18 protein-coding genes and 1 rRNA gene are annotated in these 17323 nt (G+C 30.2%); 16 read left to right on the top strand and 3 right to left on the bottom strand.

Going from position 1 to position 17323, the window contains the following annotated elements; all coding sequences use genetic code 11:
• The first annotated feature begins 129 nt into the window (after positions 1 to 129).
• Positions 130 to 239: ribosomal RNA gene (rrf, locus tag ACZ49Z_RS00795) — 5S ribosomal RNA — on the top strand.
• Positions 240 to 334: 95 nt separating this feature from the next.
• A complete protein-coding gene (gene priA, locus ACZ49Z_RS00790; protein WP_464306307.1) occupies positions 335 to 2794 on the top strand; it encodes a replication restart helicase PriA in 2460 nt (819 codons plus the stop codon).
• On the opposite strand, the gene ACZ49Z_RS00785 is transcribed toward priA, so the two are convergent.
• A complete protein-coding gene (locus tag ACZ49Z_RS00785; protein WP_464306306.1) occupies positions 2791 to 3486 on the bottom strand; it encodes a LytR/AlgR family response regulator transcription factor in 696 nt (231 codons plus the stop codon). The two genes, priA and ACZ49Z_RS00785, sit on opposite strands and share 4 nt — an antisense overlap.
• A 151-nt stretch (positions 3487 to 3637) precedes the next feature.
• Between ACZ49Z_RS00785 and rpsF the strand changes: the two genes are divergently transcribed.
• The 6 genes from rpsF (at position 3638) to ACZ49Z_RS00755 (ending at position 8038) form a co-directional block, all read left to right on the top strand.
• A complete protein-coding gene (rpsF, locus tag ACZ49Z_RS00780) occupies positions 3638 to 3979 on the top strand; it encodes a 30S ribosomal protein S6 (protein ID WP_464306305.1) in 342 nt (113 codons plus the stop codon).
• 2 nt (positions 3980 to 3981) lie between these two features.
• Complete coding sequence (gene rpsR / locus ACZ49Z_RS00775) at positions 3982 to 4278, top strand: 30S ribosomal protein S18 (protein WP_045971798.1); 297 nt, start codon at positions 3982 to 3984, stop codon at positions 4276 to 4278.
• A 67-nt stretch (positions 4279 to 4345) separates the two neighbouring features.
• Positions 4346 to 4789 (top strand): 50S ribosomal protein L9, encoded by a 444-nt coding sequence (gene rplI / locus ACZ49Z_RS00770; RefSeq protein ID WP_464306304.1) that lies wholly within the window; start codon positions 4346 to 4348, stop codon positions 4787 to 4789.
• Positions 4790 to 4851: 62 nt separating this feature from the next.
• Complete coding sequence (locus ACZ49Z_RS00765) at positions 4852 to 5325, top strand: DUF6495 family protein (protein ID WP_464306303.1); 474 nt, start codon at positions 4852 to 4854, stop codon at positions 5323 to 5325.
• A 9-nt stretch (positions 5326 to 5334) separates the two neighbouring features.
• A complete protein-coding gene (gene ligA, locus ACZ49Z_RS00760; protein WP_464306302.1) occupies positions 5335 to 7335 on the top strand; it encodes an NAD-dependent DNA ligase LigA in 2001 nt (666 codons plus the stop codon).
• A complete protein-coding gene (locus ACZ49Z_RS00755) occupies positions 7328 to 8038 on the top strand; it encodes a hypothetical protein (protein ID WP_464306301.1) in 711 nt (236 codons plus the stop codon). Before ligA ends, ACZ49Z_RS00755 begins: the two co-directional genes overlap by 8 nt.
• 39 nt (positions 8039 to 8077) lie before the next feature.
• Here ACZ49Z_RS00755 and ACZ49Z_RS00750 read toward each other — a convergent pair whose 3' ends face one another.
• Together ACZ49Z_RS00750 and ACZ49Z_RS00745 are read right to left on the bottom strand one after the other, a co-directional pair.
• Positions 8078 to 8995 (bottom strand): bifunctional metallophosphatase/5'-nucleotidase, encoded by a 918-nt coding sequence (locus ACZ49Z_RS00750; RefSeq protein ID WP_464308088.1) that lies wholly within the window; start codon positions 8993 to 8995, stop codon positions 8078 to 8080.
• Between the two features lie 13 nt (positions 8996 to 9008).
• Complete coding sequence (locus ACZ49Z_RS00745; protein WP_464306300.1) at positions 9009 to 9797, bottom strand: 5'-nucleotidase C-terminal domain-containing protein; 789 nt, start codon at positions 9795 to 9797, stop codon at positions 9009 to 9011.
• A 49-nt stretch (positions 9798 to 9846) separates the two neighbouring features.
• Between ACZ49Z_RS00745 and ACZ49Z_RS00740 the strand changes: the two genes are divergently transcribed.
• The 8 genes from ACZ49Z_RS00740 (at position 9847) to ACZ49Z_RS00705 (ending at position 17259) form a co-directional block, all read left to right on the top strand.
• Positions 9847 to 10365 carry a DUF6913 domain-containing protein gene (locus ACZ49Z_RS00740; RefSeq protein WP_464306299.1) on the top strand — a complete coding sequence of 173 codons (519 nt, stop codon included), beginning with the start codon at positions 9847 to 9849 and terminating at the stop codon, positions 10363 to 10365.
• A gap of 1 nt (position 10366) precedes the next feature.
• Positions 10367 to 11245, top strand: coding sequence for a 4-hydroxy-tetrahydrodipicolinate synthase (gene dapA, locus ACZ49Z_RS00735; protein ID WP_464306298.1), 879 nt, complete (start codon positions 10367 to 10369; stop codon positions 11243 to 11245).
• Positions 11246 to 11339: 94 nt separating this feature from the next.
• Complete coding sequence (locus tag ACZ49Z_RS00730) at positions 11340 to 12146, top strand: outer membrane protein assembly factor BamD (RefSeq protein ID WP_464306297.1); 807 nt, start codon at positions 11340 to 11342, stop codon at positions 12144 to 12146.
• A gap of 8 nt (positions 12147 to 12154) precedes the next feature.
• A complete protein-coding gene (locus tag ACZ49Z_RS00725) occupies positions 12155 to 12469 on the top strand; it encodes a DNA-directed RNA polymerase subunit omega (protein WP_464306296.1) in 315 nt (104 codons plus the stop codon).
• Between the two features lie 9 nt (positions 12470 to 12478).
• Positions 12479 to 13687, top strand: a complete 1209-nt coding sequence (gene coaBC, locus ACZ49Z_RS00720) for a bifunctional phosphopantothenoylcysteine decarboxylase/phosphopantothenate--cysteine ligase CoaBC (RefSeq protein ID WP_464306295.1) — start codon at positions 12479 to 12481, stop codon at positions 13685 to 13687.
• Positions 13680 to 14570 carry a type IX secretion system protein PorD gene (gene porD, locus ACZ49Z_RS00715; protein ID WP_464306294.1) on the top strand — a complete coding sequence of 297 codons (891 nt, stop codon included), beginning with the start codon at positions 13680 to 13682 and terminating at the stop codon, positions 14568 to 14570. The genes coaBC and porD overlap by 8 nt, the downstream gene beginning before the upstream one ends.
• Before the next feature lie 24 nt (positions 14571 to 14594).
• A complete protein-coding gene (gene recN, locus ACZ49Z_RS00710) occupies positions 14595 to 16247 on the top strand; it encodes a DNA repair protein RecN (RefSeq protein ID WP_464306293.1) in 1653 nt (550 codons plus the stop codon).
• A gap of 346 nt (positions 16248 to 16593) precedes the next feature.
• Complete coding sequence (locus tag ACZ49Z_RS00705) at positions 16594 to 17259, top strand: bacteriocin fulvocin C-related protein (protein WP_464306292.1); 666 nt, start codon at positions 16594 to 16596, stop codon at positions 17257 to 17259.
• The last annotated feature ends 64 nt before the right edge of the window (positions 17260 to 17323 follow it).

The following is a 17323-nucleotide window of genomic DNA, read 5'->3' as shown; positions in this document are numbered from 1 at the left end:
AGGTGCAGGGAGTCACTTTCTAATAAAAAATAAATTTTCTTGTCTCAATATGTTAAGATATTGTTCTAATTATTCAATGTTGAAAGATATTTACTAATTAGAAATATTGCTCAAAGCAATGAAACCTCTTAAGGTGATTATTGCGTCGGGGCTCACCTCTTCCCATTCCGAACAGAGAAGTTAAGCCCGACAGCGCAGATGGTACTGCAATTTTGTGGGAGAGTATGTCGTCGCCTTTCTTTTGAAAACCCTAATCATAACTGATTAGGGTTTTTTGTTTTTAGTTTTATCTCACTTTGTTTGAAAAGTAAATGAATTAAGATTAAATTTGTTTATGCAATTTTTTATAGATGTAGTGTTGCCATTAGCAATATCAAAGAGTTTTACTTATGAAGTTTCTGAGGCTGAGTTTTATTATATAAATGTAGGTATTCGTATTGCTGTTCCATTTGGGAAAAGTAAGGTGTTTACTGCATTGGTGATAGCGAAGCATAATATTATGCCTCAATTATACAAGCCAAAGGAAATTCATCAAATATTAGATGAGAAACCAATTGTTAATAATTTTCAGATTGAGCACTGGAAATGGATGTCTCGTTATTATATGTGTTCAGTTGGTGAAGTTTATAAATCAGCGTTGCCTTCAGGTTTGATTTTAGAAAGTGAGACCATAGTGTCATGTAATGAGGTTTTAGATGTATCAAAAATTGAAACTTCTGAATTTAACGATGATGAGTTTTTGATTATTGAAGCACTTCAGAATCAATCATCAATTACTGTTAAGGAAATTTCTAAGATTTTAGGGAAGAAAAATGTGTTTCCTGTTATTAAGGAGTTATTAAGTAAGAATTTGTTAGTGCTTCAAGAAGATGTTTGTGAAAAATATACGCCAAAATTAGTTCGTTATGTAAAAATAAAAGATGAGTTTTTATTAGAAGATAAATTAAATGAATTGTTATTGAGTCTTTCTAGGGCTAAAAAACAGCGAGCAATAATTTTGCAGTACTTTCAATTAAAAGCTGTAAATAAAAAGGAAATTTCAGTTAAGGAATTGGTTGCTTTTTCAGGGAATAGTGCCGCAATTATCAAAGCTTTAGTTGATAAAGGTGTTTTTGAAGAGTATTTTGTAAATGAGGATAGAGTTGAATTTAATAAAGATAGTTCCGTTTTTTTTACATTGAGTACACATCAACAAAAAGCTTTTGAAGAAATTTTAGTAAGTGAAGAAAAAAATGACGTTGCATTACTCCATGGTGTTACAGCTTCAGGAAAAACTGAGATTTATATAAAGTTAATAGAAAAATATATTGAAAAAAAGAAACAAATACTTTTTTTGCTCCCTGAAATTGCTATTACAGCTCAGTTGGTTAAGCGTTTGTCTGCATATTTTGGTAACGATATTGCTGTGTATCATTCTAAATATACAAGTAACGAGAGAATAGAAATTTGGAATAATGTCTTAAATAATTCAGATAAGGCTAAAGTAGTTATAGGTGTTAGGAGTGCATTATTTTTGCCGTTTTCAAATTTAGGTTTAATTATAGTAGATGAAGAGCATGAGCAAACATTTAAACAACAAGATCCTTCGCCAAGATATCATGCAAGAGATGCTGCTATTGTTTTGGCAAAGCAACACGGAGCGAAAGTTTTGTTGGGTAGTGCTACCCCAAGTTTAGAGACATATTATAACACTTCAATTGGAAAATATGGGTTGATTGAATTGAAAGAGCGGTTTGGGAATGTGTTGTTGCCTACTATTGAGCTTGTTGATTTAAAAGATAAGTATTTTCGTAAAAAGATGAATGGGCGTTTTTCAGATGTTTTATTGGATAAAATTAGGGAAGTTTTAAGTTTAGGTGAGCAAGTTATTTTGTTTCAAAATCGTCGAGGATTTTCTCCTTTTGTGGAATGTTTGACCTGCGGACATGTGCCTCATTGCCCAAGTTGTGATGTGAGTTTGACATATTATAAGTTTAAAAATCAATTAAAATGTCATTATTGTAGTTATTCTATAGCTAATCCAACACATTGTCATAACTGTCAATCTGTCGATTTGTCATCTAAAGGTTTTGGAACAGAACAGGTAGAAATAGAACTTAAAGAGTTGTTTCCTGATAAAGTTATTGGTAGAATGGATCAAGATACAACCAGAGGGAAATATGGTTTTGAGAAAATTATTGATGCTTTTAAAAATAAAGAATTCGATATTCTTGTTGGGACTCAAATGTTGGCTAAAGGTTTGGATTTTGATAATGTTACCCTAGTTGGGATTTTAAATGCAGATAATTTATTAAACCAACCTCATTTTAGAGCCTATGAACGGGCGTATCAAATGATGATTCAAGTTGCTGGACGTTCGGGAAGAAAGAGTAAAAAAGGGTATGTGGTAATTCAGACTTACAATCCGTATCATAATACGATTCAGCAAGTCTTGATGAATGATTATACGGCAATGTATAAAGAACAAATTTATGATCGAAATAATTTTAAATACCCTCCTTTTTACAGATTAATAAGGTTAACATTGAAGCATAAGGATTTTGAAAAGCTAAAAGAGGGTTCTCTATGGATTTATAATGTTTTGATAAAGCATTTGCAAATTCCAGTTTTGGGTCCAGAAGAGCCAGCAATTAGTAGGATTAGAAATCAGTATATACGAACAATAATTGTCAAAATACCATCAAATGTAAACTTAGGGAAAACAAAAGATGTAATGGAAAAAGCTCTAAAAAGTTTTGAAGCGATTAGTCAGTATAGGTCTATAAAAGTTTCAATAAATGTTGATTATTATTAAAGAGCTTCTATAGCTTTGCTGATTACGTCTTTTTTGTTTCTACTAATTGGTATTTTTTGTCCGTCTATTTCTGCAAATTTACTGTTGAATTTTTCTACCCTTTCTAGGTTCACAATGTAGGACTTATGAATTCTAATGAATTTTCCTTCAGGTAATTCGCTTTCAAAGGCTTTCATTGTAGATAAAACGAGATGACTTTCTTCGTCTGTTACTACTTTGATATAGTCACCATAAGCTTCAATCCATTTAATTTTATAGGTGTAAACTTTTAATTTTTTTAAATTACTTTTTATAATTATTGTGTCACCCTGTTCTTCATGCGATTCATTTCTTAGTTGGTGTAATTCATTAGCCTTTTTGACAGCTTTTAGAAAACGTTCCTTCGAGATGGGTTTTTGTAAAAAATCAGTAGCTTCATAATCAAAAGCTTTTACAGCGTAATCAGCTTTAGAAGTAATAAAAATAATTTGCGGTTTAACTTTTAGACCATCTAATAAATCAAAACCACTAATTAGAGGCATTTCTATATCTAAAAATATTAAATCAACAGCATTATTGTTTAGAGAGTTTTTAGCTTCTAAGGCATTTGCAAAATCTCCTATTAAGTGTAGATTTGGAGATTCATTAACTAGTTTTGTTATCGTCATTCTTTGTATCGCACTATCATCGACAACTATACAATTCAACTTCATATACCTATTTATTTAATGATAAAAGTATACTAAAAATATTAATACTACAAATAAAAGATTCAAATTTGTTTAAAAGTTGACTTATAAATTGTTTTTTAAAATTAAATGACTACTTTTGCACTCAATTTTATACAAATTAAAATAATTTATTATGAATCACTATGAAACTGTTTTCATCTTGAATCCCGTTTTATCTGACCAACAGATAAAGGAAACAGTAAGTAAATTTGAAGATTTTCTTACGTCTAAAGGAGCAGAGATGGTATCTAAAGAAGATTGGGGCTTAAAAAAATTAGCTTACGAAATCCAACACAAAAAAAGCGGGTTTTACCACTTGTTTGAATTCAAGGCACCAGCTGATGTTATCATTGGTTTTGAAACTGAATTCCGTCGTGACGAGCGTATCATGCGTTTTTTAACTGTATCGTTAGATAAACATGCTATTTCTTGGGCTGAGAGAAGAAGAGTAAAATTAAAATCTAAATCAAACTAATTATGTCTACATTAGAGCAATCTGCAAAAGGTAAAAAAGAGGGCGATATTAGATATCTTACTCCTCTAAACATTGAAACAAACAAACAAAAGAAATATTGTCGTTTCAAAAAATCAGGTATTAAATATATCGATTATAAAGACGCTGATTTCTTGTTGAAATTTGTGAACGAGCAGGGTAAAATTTTACCAAGAAGATTAACAGGTACGTCGTTGAAGTATCAAAGAAAAGTTTCTGTTGCTGTTAAAAGAGCACGTCACTTAGCTTTAATGCCATACGTAGCTGATTTATTAAAATAATTTATAAATAAAGTTGTTGGTTTTCAGTTAAATGAAACCTAACTTCTGTAAAAAAAAGGACAACAACATGGAACTTATCTTAAAACAAGACGTTCAAAACTTAGGTTTTAAAGATGATATCGTAACTGTGAAAAATGGTTATGGTCGTAACTATTTAATTCCTCAAGGATTTGCTACTTTAGCAACTCCTTCTGCTAAGAAAGTATTAGCTGAAAATTTAAAGCAAAAAGCTCATAAAGAGCAAAAATTAGTAGATGATGCTAATAAAATTGCAGAAGCTTTAAAAGCAATTGAAATTAAAATTTATGCTAAAGCAGGTGGTGATAAACTTTTCGGTTCTATTACTAATGCAAACATTGCTGAAGAATTAGCTAAAAATGGTCAATCTATTGATAGAAAATTCATTACTAGTGGTTTAGTTAAGCGTGTAGGTAAATATACTGCTTCAGTTAGATTACATAGATCAGTAATCGTAGAATTGGACTATGAAGTTATTGCAGAAAAAGCATAATTTTGTAAAAAAATAATACAAGGCCCTTCATTATTGGAGGGCTTTTTTTTTATATTTACAGCATGAAATACATAAGGTTAACCAAAGAGCAATTGGAAGAATTGCATCCAGAATTCATTACTTTTTTAGCAACTCAATCTATTGATAAGAAAGAATGGGAAGATTTAAAGGCAAATAAACCAGAGATTGCTGAACAAGAAATTGATGTTTTTTCAGATATGATTTGGGATAGAGCCCTTAGGAATGTAGAATTTATTGATCATTTTTCAAAAAACTACATTTTTTTATTTAAATGTTTTGAATCCAAAGTATATTCTTATGTAATTAATACAAAAGATGTAACGGTTGATTTTTTTACTTCTGAAGGAATAAATTGGTTAAGTGAGAATATTTTTTCTGATTTAATCGAAATTCAAAAGGGGGTGAAAGATATTTCTCAAGATAGAAATGGTAACCTTTTTACAATAATTAAACAAGGAGGGATAATTAGTAAAGGTGAGCTTTATATGAAATTAGAAAACTTGTTAAACCAATAGATTTTATAGATGAATCCTAAAGAAACTATTCTAGCTTTAAGAGAAGAGTTAAATCAACACAATTATAATTATTATGTGTTAGACAAGCCCACTATTTCCGACTTTGAATTTGATGTTAAGCTAAAAGAATTGCAAGAATTAGAGGTGAGATACCCTGAGTTTTTTGATGAGAATTCACCAACCGTAAGAGTTGGCGGTACTGTGACTAAAAACTTTGAAACGATACCTCATGAGTATCGTATGTATTCACTGGATAATTCTTATTCTAAAGATGATTTGTTAGATTGGGAAAATAGATGTCAAAAGATTTTAGGAAATGTTGCGTTGCAATTTACCTGTGAATTAAAGTATGATGGTGCATCGATTAGTATTTTATATGAAAACGGGAAGTTAAAGAGAGCAGTAACTCGTGGGGATGGTTTTCAAGGAGATGATGTTACTAATAATATAAAAACAATTAAGTCTGTTCCAATTCAACTGAAAGGAGATTTTCCTGATAAATTTGAGATTAGAGGTGAAATAATATTGCCTTTTGCAGGTTTTGAAAAAATGAATCAAGATTTAATAGAAATTGGAGAAACTCCATATTCAAATCCTAGGAATACTGCTTCAGGAAGTTTAAAGTTACAAGATAGTGCAGAAGTTGCGAAGCGTCCTTTGGATTGTTTGTTGTATACTTTAGTAGGAAATAATTTACCCGTATCAAGTCAGTTTGAAGGTTTGCAAAAAGCTAGAGAATGGGGTTTCAAAGTGCCAAATGAATCAAAATTGGTTGAGAATATTGATGAAGTTTTCGATTTTATCAATTATTGGGATGTTGAAAGACATAATTTACCTTATGAAACCGATGGTGTTGTTGTAAAAATAAATCAAGTTCAATTTCAGGAAGAATTAGGTTATACCTCTAAGTCTCCACGTTGGGCAATGGCTTATAAGTTTAAGGCTGAACAAGTATCTACTGTTTTGAATTCAATTTCTTATCAAGTAGGGAGAACAGGATCTATTACTCCTGTTGCTAATTTAGAACCTGTACAGTTGGCTGGAACAATTGTTAAAAGAGCTTCTCTTCATAATGCTGATCAAATTGCAAAGTTAGATATAAGGGTTGATGATACTGTTTTTGTTGAAAAAGGTGGAGAAATTATACCCAAAATTATTGGTGTAAACTTTGATGAAAGAAAAGAAGATAGTCAACCTACAGAATATATATCTAATTGTCCAGAGTGTAATACTTTGTTGATAAGGATTGAGGGAGAAGCAAATCATTATTGTCCTAATTATTATGGATGTCCACCCCAAATTATCGGTAGAATTCAACATTTTATCTCTAGAAAAGCTATGGATATTGATGGTTTAGGAGGTGAAACGGTTGCTTTGTTGTATCATGCAGGTTTGATTAAAAATTATTCAGATTTATATGATTTAAAGAAAGAAGATGTTGTTTCTTTAGAAAGAATGGGAGAAAAATCGGCAGAAAATCTCATTAATGGAATTGAAAAATCAAAACAAATTCCTTTTGAAAGTGTATTGTATGCGCTTGGGATTAGATATGTTGGTGAAACTGTTGCTAAAAAGTTGGCAAAACATTATAAGACTATAGATGCCCTTGTTTCTGCTACTTTAATGGATTTAGTTTTAGTTGATGAAATTGGAGAGAAAATTGCACAAAGTGTTATTCTCTTTTTTGAAAATGAGGATAATGTTGAAATCATTAATCGTTTAAAAAGGCATGGTGTACAATTTGAAATTGTTGAAGCATTAAATGTAAGTATTTCGAATAAATTAGAAGGAAAAATATTTGTTGTTTCTGGAGTTTTTGAGACCTATTCTAGAGATGATTTAAAAAAGGTAATAGAAGAAAACGGAGGAAAAGTAGGAAGTTCTATTTCTTCTAAGACACATTATGTTGTTGCAGGTGATAATATGGGGCCAGCAAAATTGGAAAAAGCTAACAAATTGGGTATACAAATTATTAATGAGTTTCAGTTTAATGAATTGCTAAATGAATAATTTTACCACTTCTCTATTTCTGTATTTTTTTTCTGGTATTTTTTATGTTTTTTCTGTTTTTTTTGGAGTTGAATTAGGAATATTACTATCTAAACCTGTTTATATTCCAGCTCTTGTATTTTATTATTTTACAATGAAAAGCACTAAAAATGACGATTTATTTTTGTCTTCATTAGTGTTTTTTTATATAGGAGAAATGTTGTTTCTAATTAATATTAAAGATTATTATTTATTAGGGTTGTTGTTTTTTTTGTTACCCTACTTAATATTAATTTATTTTCTCTATGTTGATTTTGTAATATTACTCAAAACTCGAAAAATTAAGATTGATAAATCATTTTGGTTTTTAAGTGTTCTGCTTTCTTATCTTTTATATTCTGTATTTAGACTTTTAGAATTTAATTCAAATTTTGTAATGTCTTATATGGCTCTTTTTGGGGTTTCGATTTTGATAATGTCAGTATTAACAAGTCTTCTTTTTGTTTATTCTAGCTACAGGAAAAATTCATATTTAGCTTTTGCTGTTTTGTCGTTATTTATGTCAGGGCTTTTCTTTGTTTTATTTACTCATTTTTTAGATTTGCCTATTTTTAAGATTTTAGCAGCTTTTTCGCAAACAATATTTTATTATTTCTATGTGAAATATTTTTTAGAAAGAAGCACATTGAGAAATAGAGTTAGGCTTTTGCAAAAGGAATTTTAGAGTAATATTAATTGAAAATAATATTACTCTAAAACTTGATTAAGACAATATGATGTTGCTAGTCATATTGTCATATTTTTTATCATTAGAGAGATAAAAATCGATTCTTCCGAGATTAATTCCAAAACAACCTACTTGATTTATAAGCACAGTTTTTCCGTCAAGATTGGTTTCTGAAACAGGTTTGTCTAAAAAAGTGTGACTATGACCACCAATAATTAAATCGATGTCTTTTGTTTGTTGAGCAAGTAAGATATCACAAACTTTTTCAGGCTCGTTTTTATATTTAAATCCTAAATGTGATAGACAAATTATTAAGTCGCATTTTTTGTCTTCTTTTAGGATTCTAGTCATGTCTTTAGCAACTTCAATTGGATTGTTGTAAACTGTCTCTTTATATAGTTTTTTGTCAACTAATCCGTCTAGTTCAACTCCAAGGCCAAAAACTCCAATTTTTATTCCGTCTTTTTTGAAAATTTTATAAGGTTTAACAACGCCATCTAAAATTGTGTTTTTGAAATCGTAATTTGCAGATACAAAATCAAATGAAGCATGGGGTAATTGAGTATAAAAACCGTCTATGCCATTGTCAAAATCATGATTGCCTAAGGTTGCTAAATCATATTGCATCATACTCATTAATTTAAATTCTAATTCACCTCCATAATAATTAAAGTAGGGTGTTCCTTGGAAAATGTCACCTGCATCTAAAAGCAGTACATTTTTTTCTTCTTTTCTAATTTGTTCAATTATATTTGCTCTTCTAGCTGCTCCTCCCATATTTGGATTTCTTGGGTGATCTGCCGGAAAAGGATCAATATGACTATGAACATCGTTGGTGTGTAGTATGGTTATTTTTTTTTCTTCAAGAGTAGAAAAACTGCTTAATGAAAGTCCTCCAATAGTTAATAAAGCAGAACTGGCTACTGTTTTTTGTAAAAAATCTCTTCTTTGCATCATCTTGGCTTTATTATTTTGTTATAACTCTTTTTGTTGTAATATTGGGTAATGTATCTACTTTTTTGAAGTAATCAATAAGTAGGTTTCTTAGTTTGTAATCAATATCATATTTGATAGTACTTTCTCTAAAGAAAGACATGTTATCGCCTCCGTTTGCTAGGTAGTCAGACGTTGCAATATAATAGGTCTTGTTGTCCTCAAGTGGTTTGTTGTTAATCTCAATTTGAGCAACATTGTTTTCATCAGGATCGGTATATATTGTTATTCCTGCGAGAGGGTGTGGTTTTTTTTCTTTAAGGATATACTCTGCAAGCGTTCTAATTTCTTTTCCTGTAAGGCCAACGATCATCACACTATTTTCAAAAGGCATTACTTCAAAAGCAGTTCTAGAGGTAATATTTCCTTGTGGAATAATAGCTCTAATACCTCCATAATTCAATAAACAGAAATCAATATTTTGATTTTCTCTGGAAAAGAAAATCGGGCGACTAAGTTCTAAAGTGGTTTCGGCTAAAAGATTTCCGATGTTTGTTTGCCATTTTCCAATCGTGTTGCTTTTTTCTAAAGTAACTGGGTTATATGCTAGTATGCTGTCTAAGTCTTTGGTAATGTGTGTTCTGTATGGTTTGATAAAGTCTTCAATCTCAACGCTTTGTTTGTGGTTTTCGTTAATGTTGATTCTTTTTCCTTCAATCTCGTAGATTTTTGTTTTTTGACTTTTGCAAGAATTAAGAAGTGAGAATGTTAATAATATAACAAAAAAACTATATTTTACTCTTTTCTTTTTTACATTTACCATCCTTTAAATAGGTTTAAATATTTATTTTTGTCGAACGCGTAAAATTACTATGTTTTCTAGAATAATTAAGGAGTTTTTTCTAAAAAAAACAATTAAGAAATGGTTATTGAATTATAACCTAGAACAGTCAGAAGGTAAAATTAATACAGTTGGTGTTATAGTTGATACTACTTATTTTTTTGATAAAGAAAAGCTTGTGTCTGAAATTAAGACAATGAGTAAGGATTTTAAGGAAATTAAAATACTGGTTTATCAAGATAAATCTAAAAGTAAAGACATAGAACATGAGTTGGTTTTTAGTATTAAAGACATTGGTTTTGGTGGTGCAATTAACAAAAAAATAGTGCAAGACTTTGTTGATTACCCTTTTGATTTGCTGATTAATTATTTTGATGAAGAAAGATTACCTTTAATATTGGTGTCAAAACTTTCGAAGGCTAAATTTAAAGTTGGTTTTTCAAATGTAGATGCAAGAATTCATCATTTTATGTTGTCTATGGAATTGAATAAATACAAAGAATTTGTTTCTGAGTCATTTAGATATTTAAAAATACTTAATAAGATATAACATGCGAAAGTTTGAAGGTACTGGTATTGCACTAGTTACTCCATTTAAAAAAGATTTTTCAGTAGATGTAGAAGCATTACAAAGAATTGTTCATTTTGTAACAAAAGGAAATGTTGAATATTTGGTTGTGTTAGGAACAACTGCAGAATCGGCAACATTGTCTCAGGATGAAAAAGAATTAGTAATAAAGACTATTGTAGAAGCCAATGCAGGAAAACTGCCTTTGGTTTTAGGGGTAGGAGGGAATAATACTCAAAAAGTTGTAGAAGAGTTAAAAAGTAGAGATTTGTCTCATTTTGATGCTATCTTGTCTGTTTCTCCATATTATAATAAACCAACGCAAGAAGGAATATATCAACATTTTAAGGCTGTTGCAGAAGCCTCTCCAATTCCAGTAATTTTATATAATGTTCCAGGAAGAACAGCTAGTAATGTTTTGCCAGCTACAATTATTCGTTTAGCGAAAGAATTTAAAAACGTTATTGCGGTTAAAGAAGCCGCTGGAGATATTGTTCAAGCAATGAAATTGATACAAAATAAGCCTGAAGGTTTTTTAGTAATTTCAGGGGATGATATGATTACGTTACCTATGGTTTTAGCTGGAGGTTCTGGGGTTATTTCGGTTATTGGTCAAGGTTTTCCAAAGGAGTTTTCGGAAATGGTGCGTTTAGGATTGGAAAGAAAGGCAGATGAAGCTTATGAATTGCATTATCTTTTAGCAGAAGCTATCGATATGATTTTTGAGCAAGGTAATCCAGCAGGAATAAAAGAAGTTTTCAAAGCGTTGGCATTATCTGAAAATACAGTTCGTTTGCCATTAGTAAATGTTGATGAAAATTTAGCTATGAGATTAAATAATTTCACAAAAAAAATAAGCTAAAAAAAGATTTCCATAGTATTTAAATTATGTCTAAATTTGCAGTTGCTTTTTTAGGTGCAAAATTTATGTTTAAAAAAGTAAAAAAATATAATCAATGAATAAATTTATCTGTTTTCTACTTATTATCGTTTCACTTTCTTCTTGTAGTGAATATCAAAAAGCACTAAAAAGTGAAGATTTAGCTTTTAAGAATACAACTGCAAGTGATTTATATGAGAAAGGAAAATATACTAAAGCTTTACGTATATATGAACAAATTGCACCGGCCTATAGAGGAAAACCTCAAGGAGAGCGACTTTTTTATATGTTTTCAAAATCCTACTACAATACAAAACAGTATTACTTAGCAGGTTATCAATTTGAGAATTTTGCAGCTAGTTACCCTAAAAGCGAAAAAAGAGAAGAAGCAGCTTTCTTAGGTGCTGAATGTTTTTATAGACTGTCTCCAAGATATAGTTTAGATCAAATAGATACAGAAAAATCATTAGCAAAATTACAACGATTTATAGATACTTATCCAGACTCTGAATATTTGCCAAAAGCTAACGAGTATGTGAAAGAATTGAGAGAGAAGTTAGAAAAAAAGGCTTTTGAAATTGCAAAACAGTATTATACAATTTCAGATCATAGATTAGAATATAATGCAGCTTTTAAAGCTTTAGATAATTTTATTTCAGATTATCCAGGAACACCTTACAAAGAGGAGGCTTTATTTCTAAAATTTAGTACTGCCTACAAACTGGCTATGAATAGTGTTCAATATAAAAAAGAAGAACGATTAAATGCAGCAAAAGCGAACTATAGTAGTTTTGTGAAATTTAGCCCAGAATCAGAATTTAAAGGAAAAGCTGACGGAATGTTGGCTACAATAGATAAAGAATTACAACAATTTTCTAAATAAATTAAATCATGGATTTAAAAAAGACAACAGCTCCAGTTAACACTGTCACTTATAATAAAAATAAGATTGAAGAGCCAACGGGTAATGTGTATGAAGCTATCACAATTATAGCTAAAAGAGCGGGTCAAATTAATACCGAAATTAAAAAGGAATTAATTGAAAAATTAGAAGAATTTGCGACTTATAATGATAGTTTAGAAGAAATTTTTGAAAACAAAGAGCAAATTGAAGTTTCTAAATTTTACGAGAAATTACCTAAACCACATGCTTTAGCTGTTCAAGAATGGTTAGAAGGTAAAGTTTACCACAGAGAAGCAAAATAATACATGACTATGACTGTATTAAGTGGTAAAAAAATCTTGCTAGGAGTTTCTGGAGGAATTGCCGCTTATAAAACAGCACATCTTGTTAGACTTTTTATAAAAGCAGGTGCGCATGTGCAAGTTGTAATGACACCTGCTTCTAAAGACTTTGTTACGCCGTTAACATTGTCTACCCTTTCTAAAAACCCTGTACATTCTAGTTTTTATAACGAAGAAGACGAAAATGCAACTTGGAACAATCATGTAGAATTGGCTCTTTGGGCTGATTATATAGTTATTGCTCCGGCAACCGCAAATACTATGTCTAAAATGGCAAATGGTAATTGCGATAATTTGCTTATTGCAACCTATTTGTCTTCAAAATGTCCTGTCTATTTTGCTCCTGCAATGGATCTAGACATGTATAAACACCCTTCTACTTTAGAAAGTTTTACAAAACTTAAAAAGTTTGGAAATATCATAATTCCTGCTGAAAAAGGAGAATTAGCAAGTGGTCTTTCTGGTGAAGGAAGAATGGCAGAACCAGAAAATATTGTTGCATTTATTGCAAAAGATCTTGAAGATAAACTACCTTTAAAAGGAAAGAAAATTCTAATTACTGCTGGCCCAACCTATGAGGCCATAGATCCTGTGCGTTTTATTGGAAATCATTCTTCAGGAAAAATGGGTTTTGATATTGCAAAAATGGCAGCTGAAAATGGTGCAGAAGTAATTTTGGTCTCAGGACCAACACATTTGCAAGTAACTCATCCTCTTATAGATTTAAAGAAAATTCGTTCTGCTCAAGAAATGTATGACGCTTGTCATGAAGTGTTCGATTCAGTAGATGTAACAATTGCAGCAGCAGCAGTTGCAGATTATCGTCCAAAAAATGTAGCTAGTCAGAAAATAAAAAAGAGCGATGCTACGTTTATAATTGAGTTGGAGAAGACTAAAGATATTTTAGCTTCATTGGGAGAAAAGAAAAAAAATCAGTTTTTAATAGGATTTGCTTTAGAAACAGAAAACGAAATTGAGCATGCAAAGTTGAAAATTCAGAAAAAAAACTTAGATTTGATAGTTCTTAATTCTTTAAATGATAAAGGAGCAGGTTTTGGTCACGATACAAACAAGGTTACTTTTATTACGAAAGAGTTTGTTATTGAACCAATGGAATTAAAATCAAAAGAAGATGTAGCTCAAGATATTATAAATAAAATCATTCAATATTATGCGTAATTGGTTAACTATATTTATTGTTGTTTTTGCATTTGGAGTGCATAACGCACAAGAACTTAATGCTACTGTATCAGTAAATGCAGAGCGAATGACAGATGTTAACCCTCAAATATTTAAAAACTTAGAGAAACAAGTTGCTGAGTTTTTAAACAATACAAAGTGGACTACTTTGACCTTCAAACAAAATGAAAAAATTGATTGTAATTTTTTTATTAATGTATCAGAATTTAATTCAAACAATATCACCGCTACTTTGCAAATTCAATCATCAAGAGCTATTTTTAATTCTACTTATAGTTCTCCCATTTTGAATTTGAATGATAAAGATTTTAGTTTTAGATTCATAGAATTTGAGCAATTACTTTTCGATCAAAATAATTTTAATTCCAATCTGACTTCTGTATTGGCTTATTATGTTAATATCATTATAGGGCTAGATATGGATTCTAATAGTGAATTGGGTGGAACAAAATATTTAGAAATTGCATCAAACATTATGAATGTTTCTCAATCAAGCGGCTATAAAGGTTGGTCTCAGTCAGAAGGAAATAATAATAATCGTTACTTTTTAATTTCGGATCTATTGTCGAATACATTTGTTCCTTTTAGAAAGTCTTTATTAGAATATCATTTTGGAGGATTAGATTTGATGGCAGATGATTTGAAAAAGGGAAAAGAAGGAATAGCTAATGCTATAGAAACCTTGGCTCAAATTCAACGTTCAAGACCAAACGCTTTGTTAACTCGTACTTTCTTTGATGCTAAAACAGACGAAATTGTACAAGTGTTTACAGGTGGTCCAATGACTAATAATGCGAAACTTATAGAAACTCTTAATAGAATATCACCTTTAAATTCTATTAAATGGAATAAAATTAGATAATTTCTTAAAATTACATATACTACTATGCTCTTATCACTTTCGATAAAAAATTATGCATTAATAGAATCTTTAGAAATTGATTTTTCAAATCAATTTTCGATTATCACAGGAGAAACTGGAGCTGGTAAATCTATCCTTTTAGGGGCTTTAGGGCTTGTTCTAGGTAATAGAGCCGATTTATCTGCGTTAAAAGATAAAGAACAAAAATGTGTCATTGAAGCACATTTTTTGCTTTCTAATTATAATTTAGAACCTTTTTTCAAGGAAAAAGAACTGGATTATGAAGCGCAAACTATTATTCGTAGAGAGATTTTGCCATCTGGAAAATCGAGAGCTTTTATTAACGATAGTCCTGTGAATCTTACAGAACTACAAGCCTTATCTGTTTATTTAATTGATATTCATTCGCAAAACGAAACACGAGAACTGTTGAACGAAGAGTATCAATTTCAAATTGTAGATGCTGTAGCGAAGAATGAAAGGCGTCTCGAAAGCTATAGAAAAGGATTGACTCTACTAAACAAGGCAAATAAAGAGCTGAACAAACTCATTGCAGAAAAGGAATCGCTTGCAAAAGAAAAGGAGTATAATACATTTCTTTTGGAAGAATTGCTGGCTGCGAAGTTAAAAACTGGCGAACAAGCGGAACTGGAGGAAGAATTGGAGCAATTGAGTAATGTTGAATTTATTAAAGAAAATATAGATAGAGCGCTGACACTTGCTAATGAGGAGCAATTAGGGACAATTATTACACTTAATGAGATTAAACAAGCTTTTCAGAAAATAGCTGGTTTTTCCAAAGAATATAATGATTTTCATGAACGAGTTACAAGTGTTGCTATAGAGTTGCAAGATATAATGGACGAATGTTTTTCTAATTCTGAAAAAATTATTAATGATCCAGAACGTTTGGAGTTTGTGAGTGCGAAACTTCAAGCGATTTATTCTTTGCAAAAGAAACACCAAGTGACTACTGTTGAAGCCTTGTTGGAAATTCAAAATGATTTAGACGCTAAAGTGCTTCGTAGCGATGATTTGGACGCAGAAATTCTTAAAAAACAAAAAGAGAAAGAAGATATAGTAGAAAAAGTGGATCAGGTGGCTGCATTAATAACGAATGCTCGACTTGAAGCGTCACCAATCTTGTCCCAAAAAATTGAGAAGATATTAGCCTTGTTAGGTATGGCTGATGCAAAAGTGCTTTTTGATATTAAGGAAACTGATCAATATACTAAGTTAGGAAAAAATACAATTCATTTGTTATTTACAGGTAACAAAGGAATGGAAGTAGGTGCAATTAAAAAAATGGCTTCTGGAGGAGAAATGTCTCGAATTATGCTTGCTGTAAAGGCTGTTTTGGCTAATTATTCGAAATTGCCCACTATTATTTTCGATGAGATAGATACTGGAGTCTCTGGAGAAATTGCAAATAAAATGGCAATTATAATGAAAGAAATGAGTCAAAACATGCAAGTGTTTGCTATTACACATTTACCTCAAATTGCAGCAAAAGGAAATCAACATTATAAGGTTTTTAAATATAATGTGAAAGAAGATACGCTTTCGGAATTAAAGTTACTTTCTCACGATGAGCGCATTGTAGAAATTGCAGAAATGTTATCAGGTAAAAATATATCTGACTCAGCTATAAACCACGCAAAAGAGTTATTGAATTAAAAAAATAGTTCGTTTTTATTTTTTATTGTATTATTATACCAGTTGCTGTTAAATTTTAACAAAATACACAGATTTAATGTATTCATATTAACACTGCATTGATTTATTTTTGTTCTGGAACTTGATAAAGTTTTTATTTAACAAATTTTTAATCAACGTTGCTTGATAACTTAACTTATAAGTAAAGCTGAATTTAAACAGTTAGTTAGGAATATGATAGAGCGATTAGAATTTCTAATAGGATTATGTATTTGTTAGATGGGGCGGAATATTAATCTTAATGTATTTTCCTGAAATTTTCGTCCTTAATGACAGGTAATCTGTAAATGGAAAAATCTATTTAATTATGAAAAAAAAATTTTTTATTTTGTTTGTGCTTACTTTAGTTTTTAGTAGTTGTAGTAAGGTCGATGATAATGCAGTCTATAGCGATGATACAACTATAGATAAATGGGTTAAAGCCAATAAGGCAAGTTTTGATAATATTAAATTAGAAGAGATATCCAGTTATTATGGAGAAAAACAAAGAGCTATATATAGATATATAAGTGATGATAATAAAAAGGCAATTTGGCTAGAAAAATTTTTTATTTTAAAAAATAATTGTAAAGTAAATGAAAAGAAAACTCTTGAAGATTTTTACGGTTTTGTTGAAAAAATAGACTTTTCAAAAAGTTTTTCACAAGTTGAGTTAAATTATTTAAATGAGGTTGTGAAAAAAGGGAGAACAGAGTTAAATTGGACTGACGAATTTATTGGAATAACTTTTTGCTCTTTTGAATTTGTAAATGGTAATTCTAATTATAATATTTTTAAAACAAGTGATGTTAATGAAATGATGATGGTAGAAGATCAAAGTAGTGGAGGGGAAAAAAATAATTGTAATTGTAAATGGGGAGGTATGTTTGCGTGTGGTTCTATGGAATGTGTGAAAAATAATTGTCAAGATGATGGAAAAAAAGGTTGTGGTTTTTTACTTTTAGAATCTTGTACAGGTCGTTGTCAAATGTAATTTTAGTGTTATTCCCCATTATTTTTAAATTATTTTAGCGTTTTCGTTATATATATTAGTTAAT

This window comes from Flavobacterium sp. KY-23415 (genome assembly GCF_055384985.1).
Note: the sequence above shows the minus strand (reverse complement) of the source record. Positions and strands in the feature narration are given on the sequence as shown.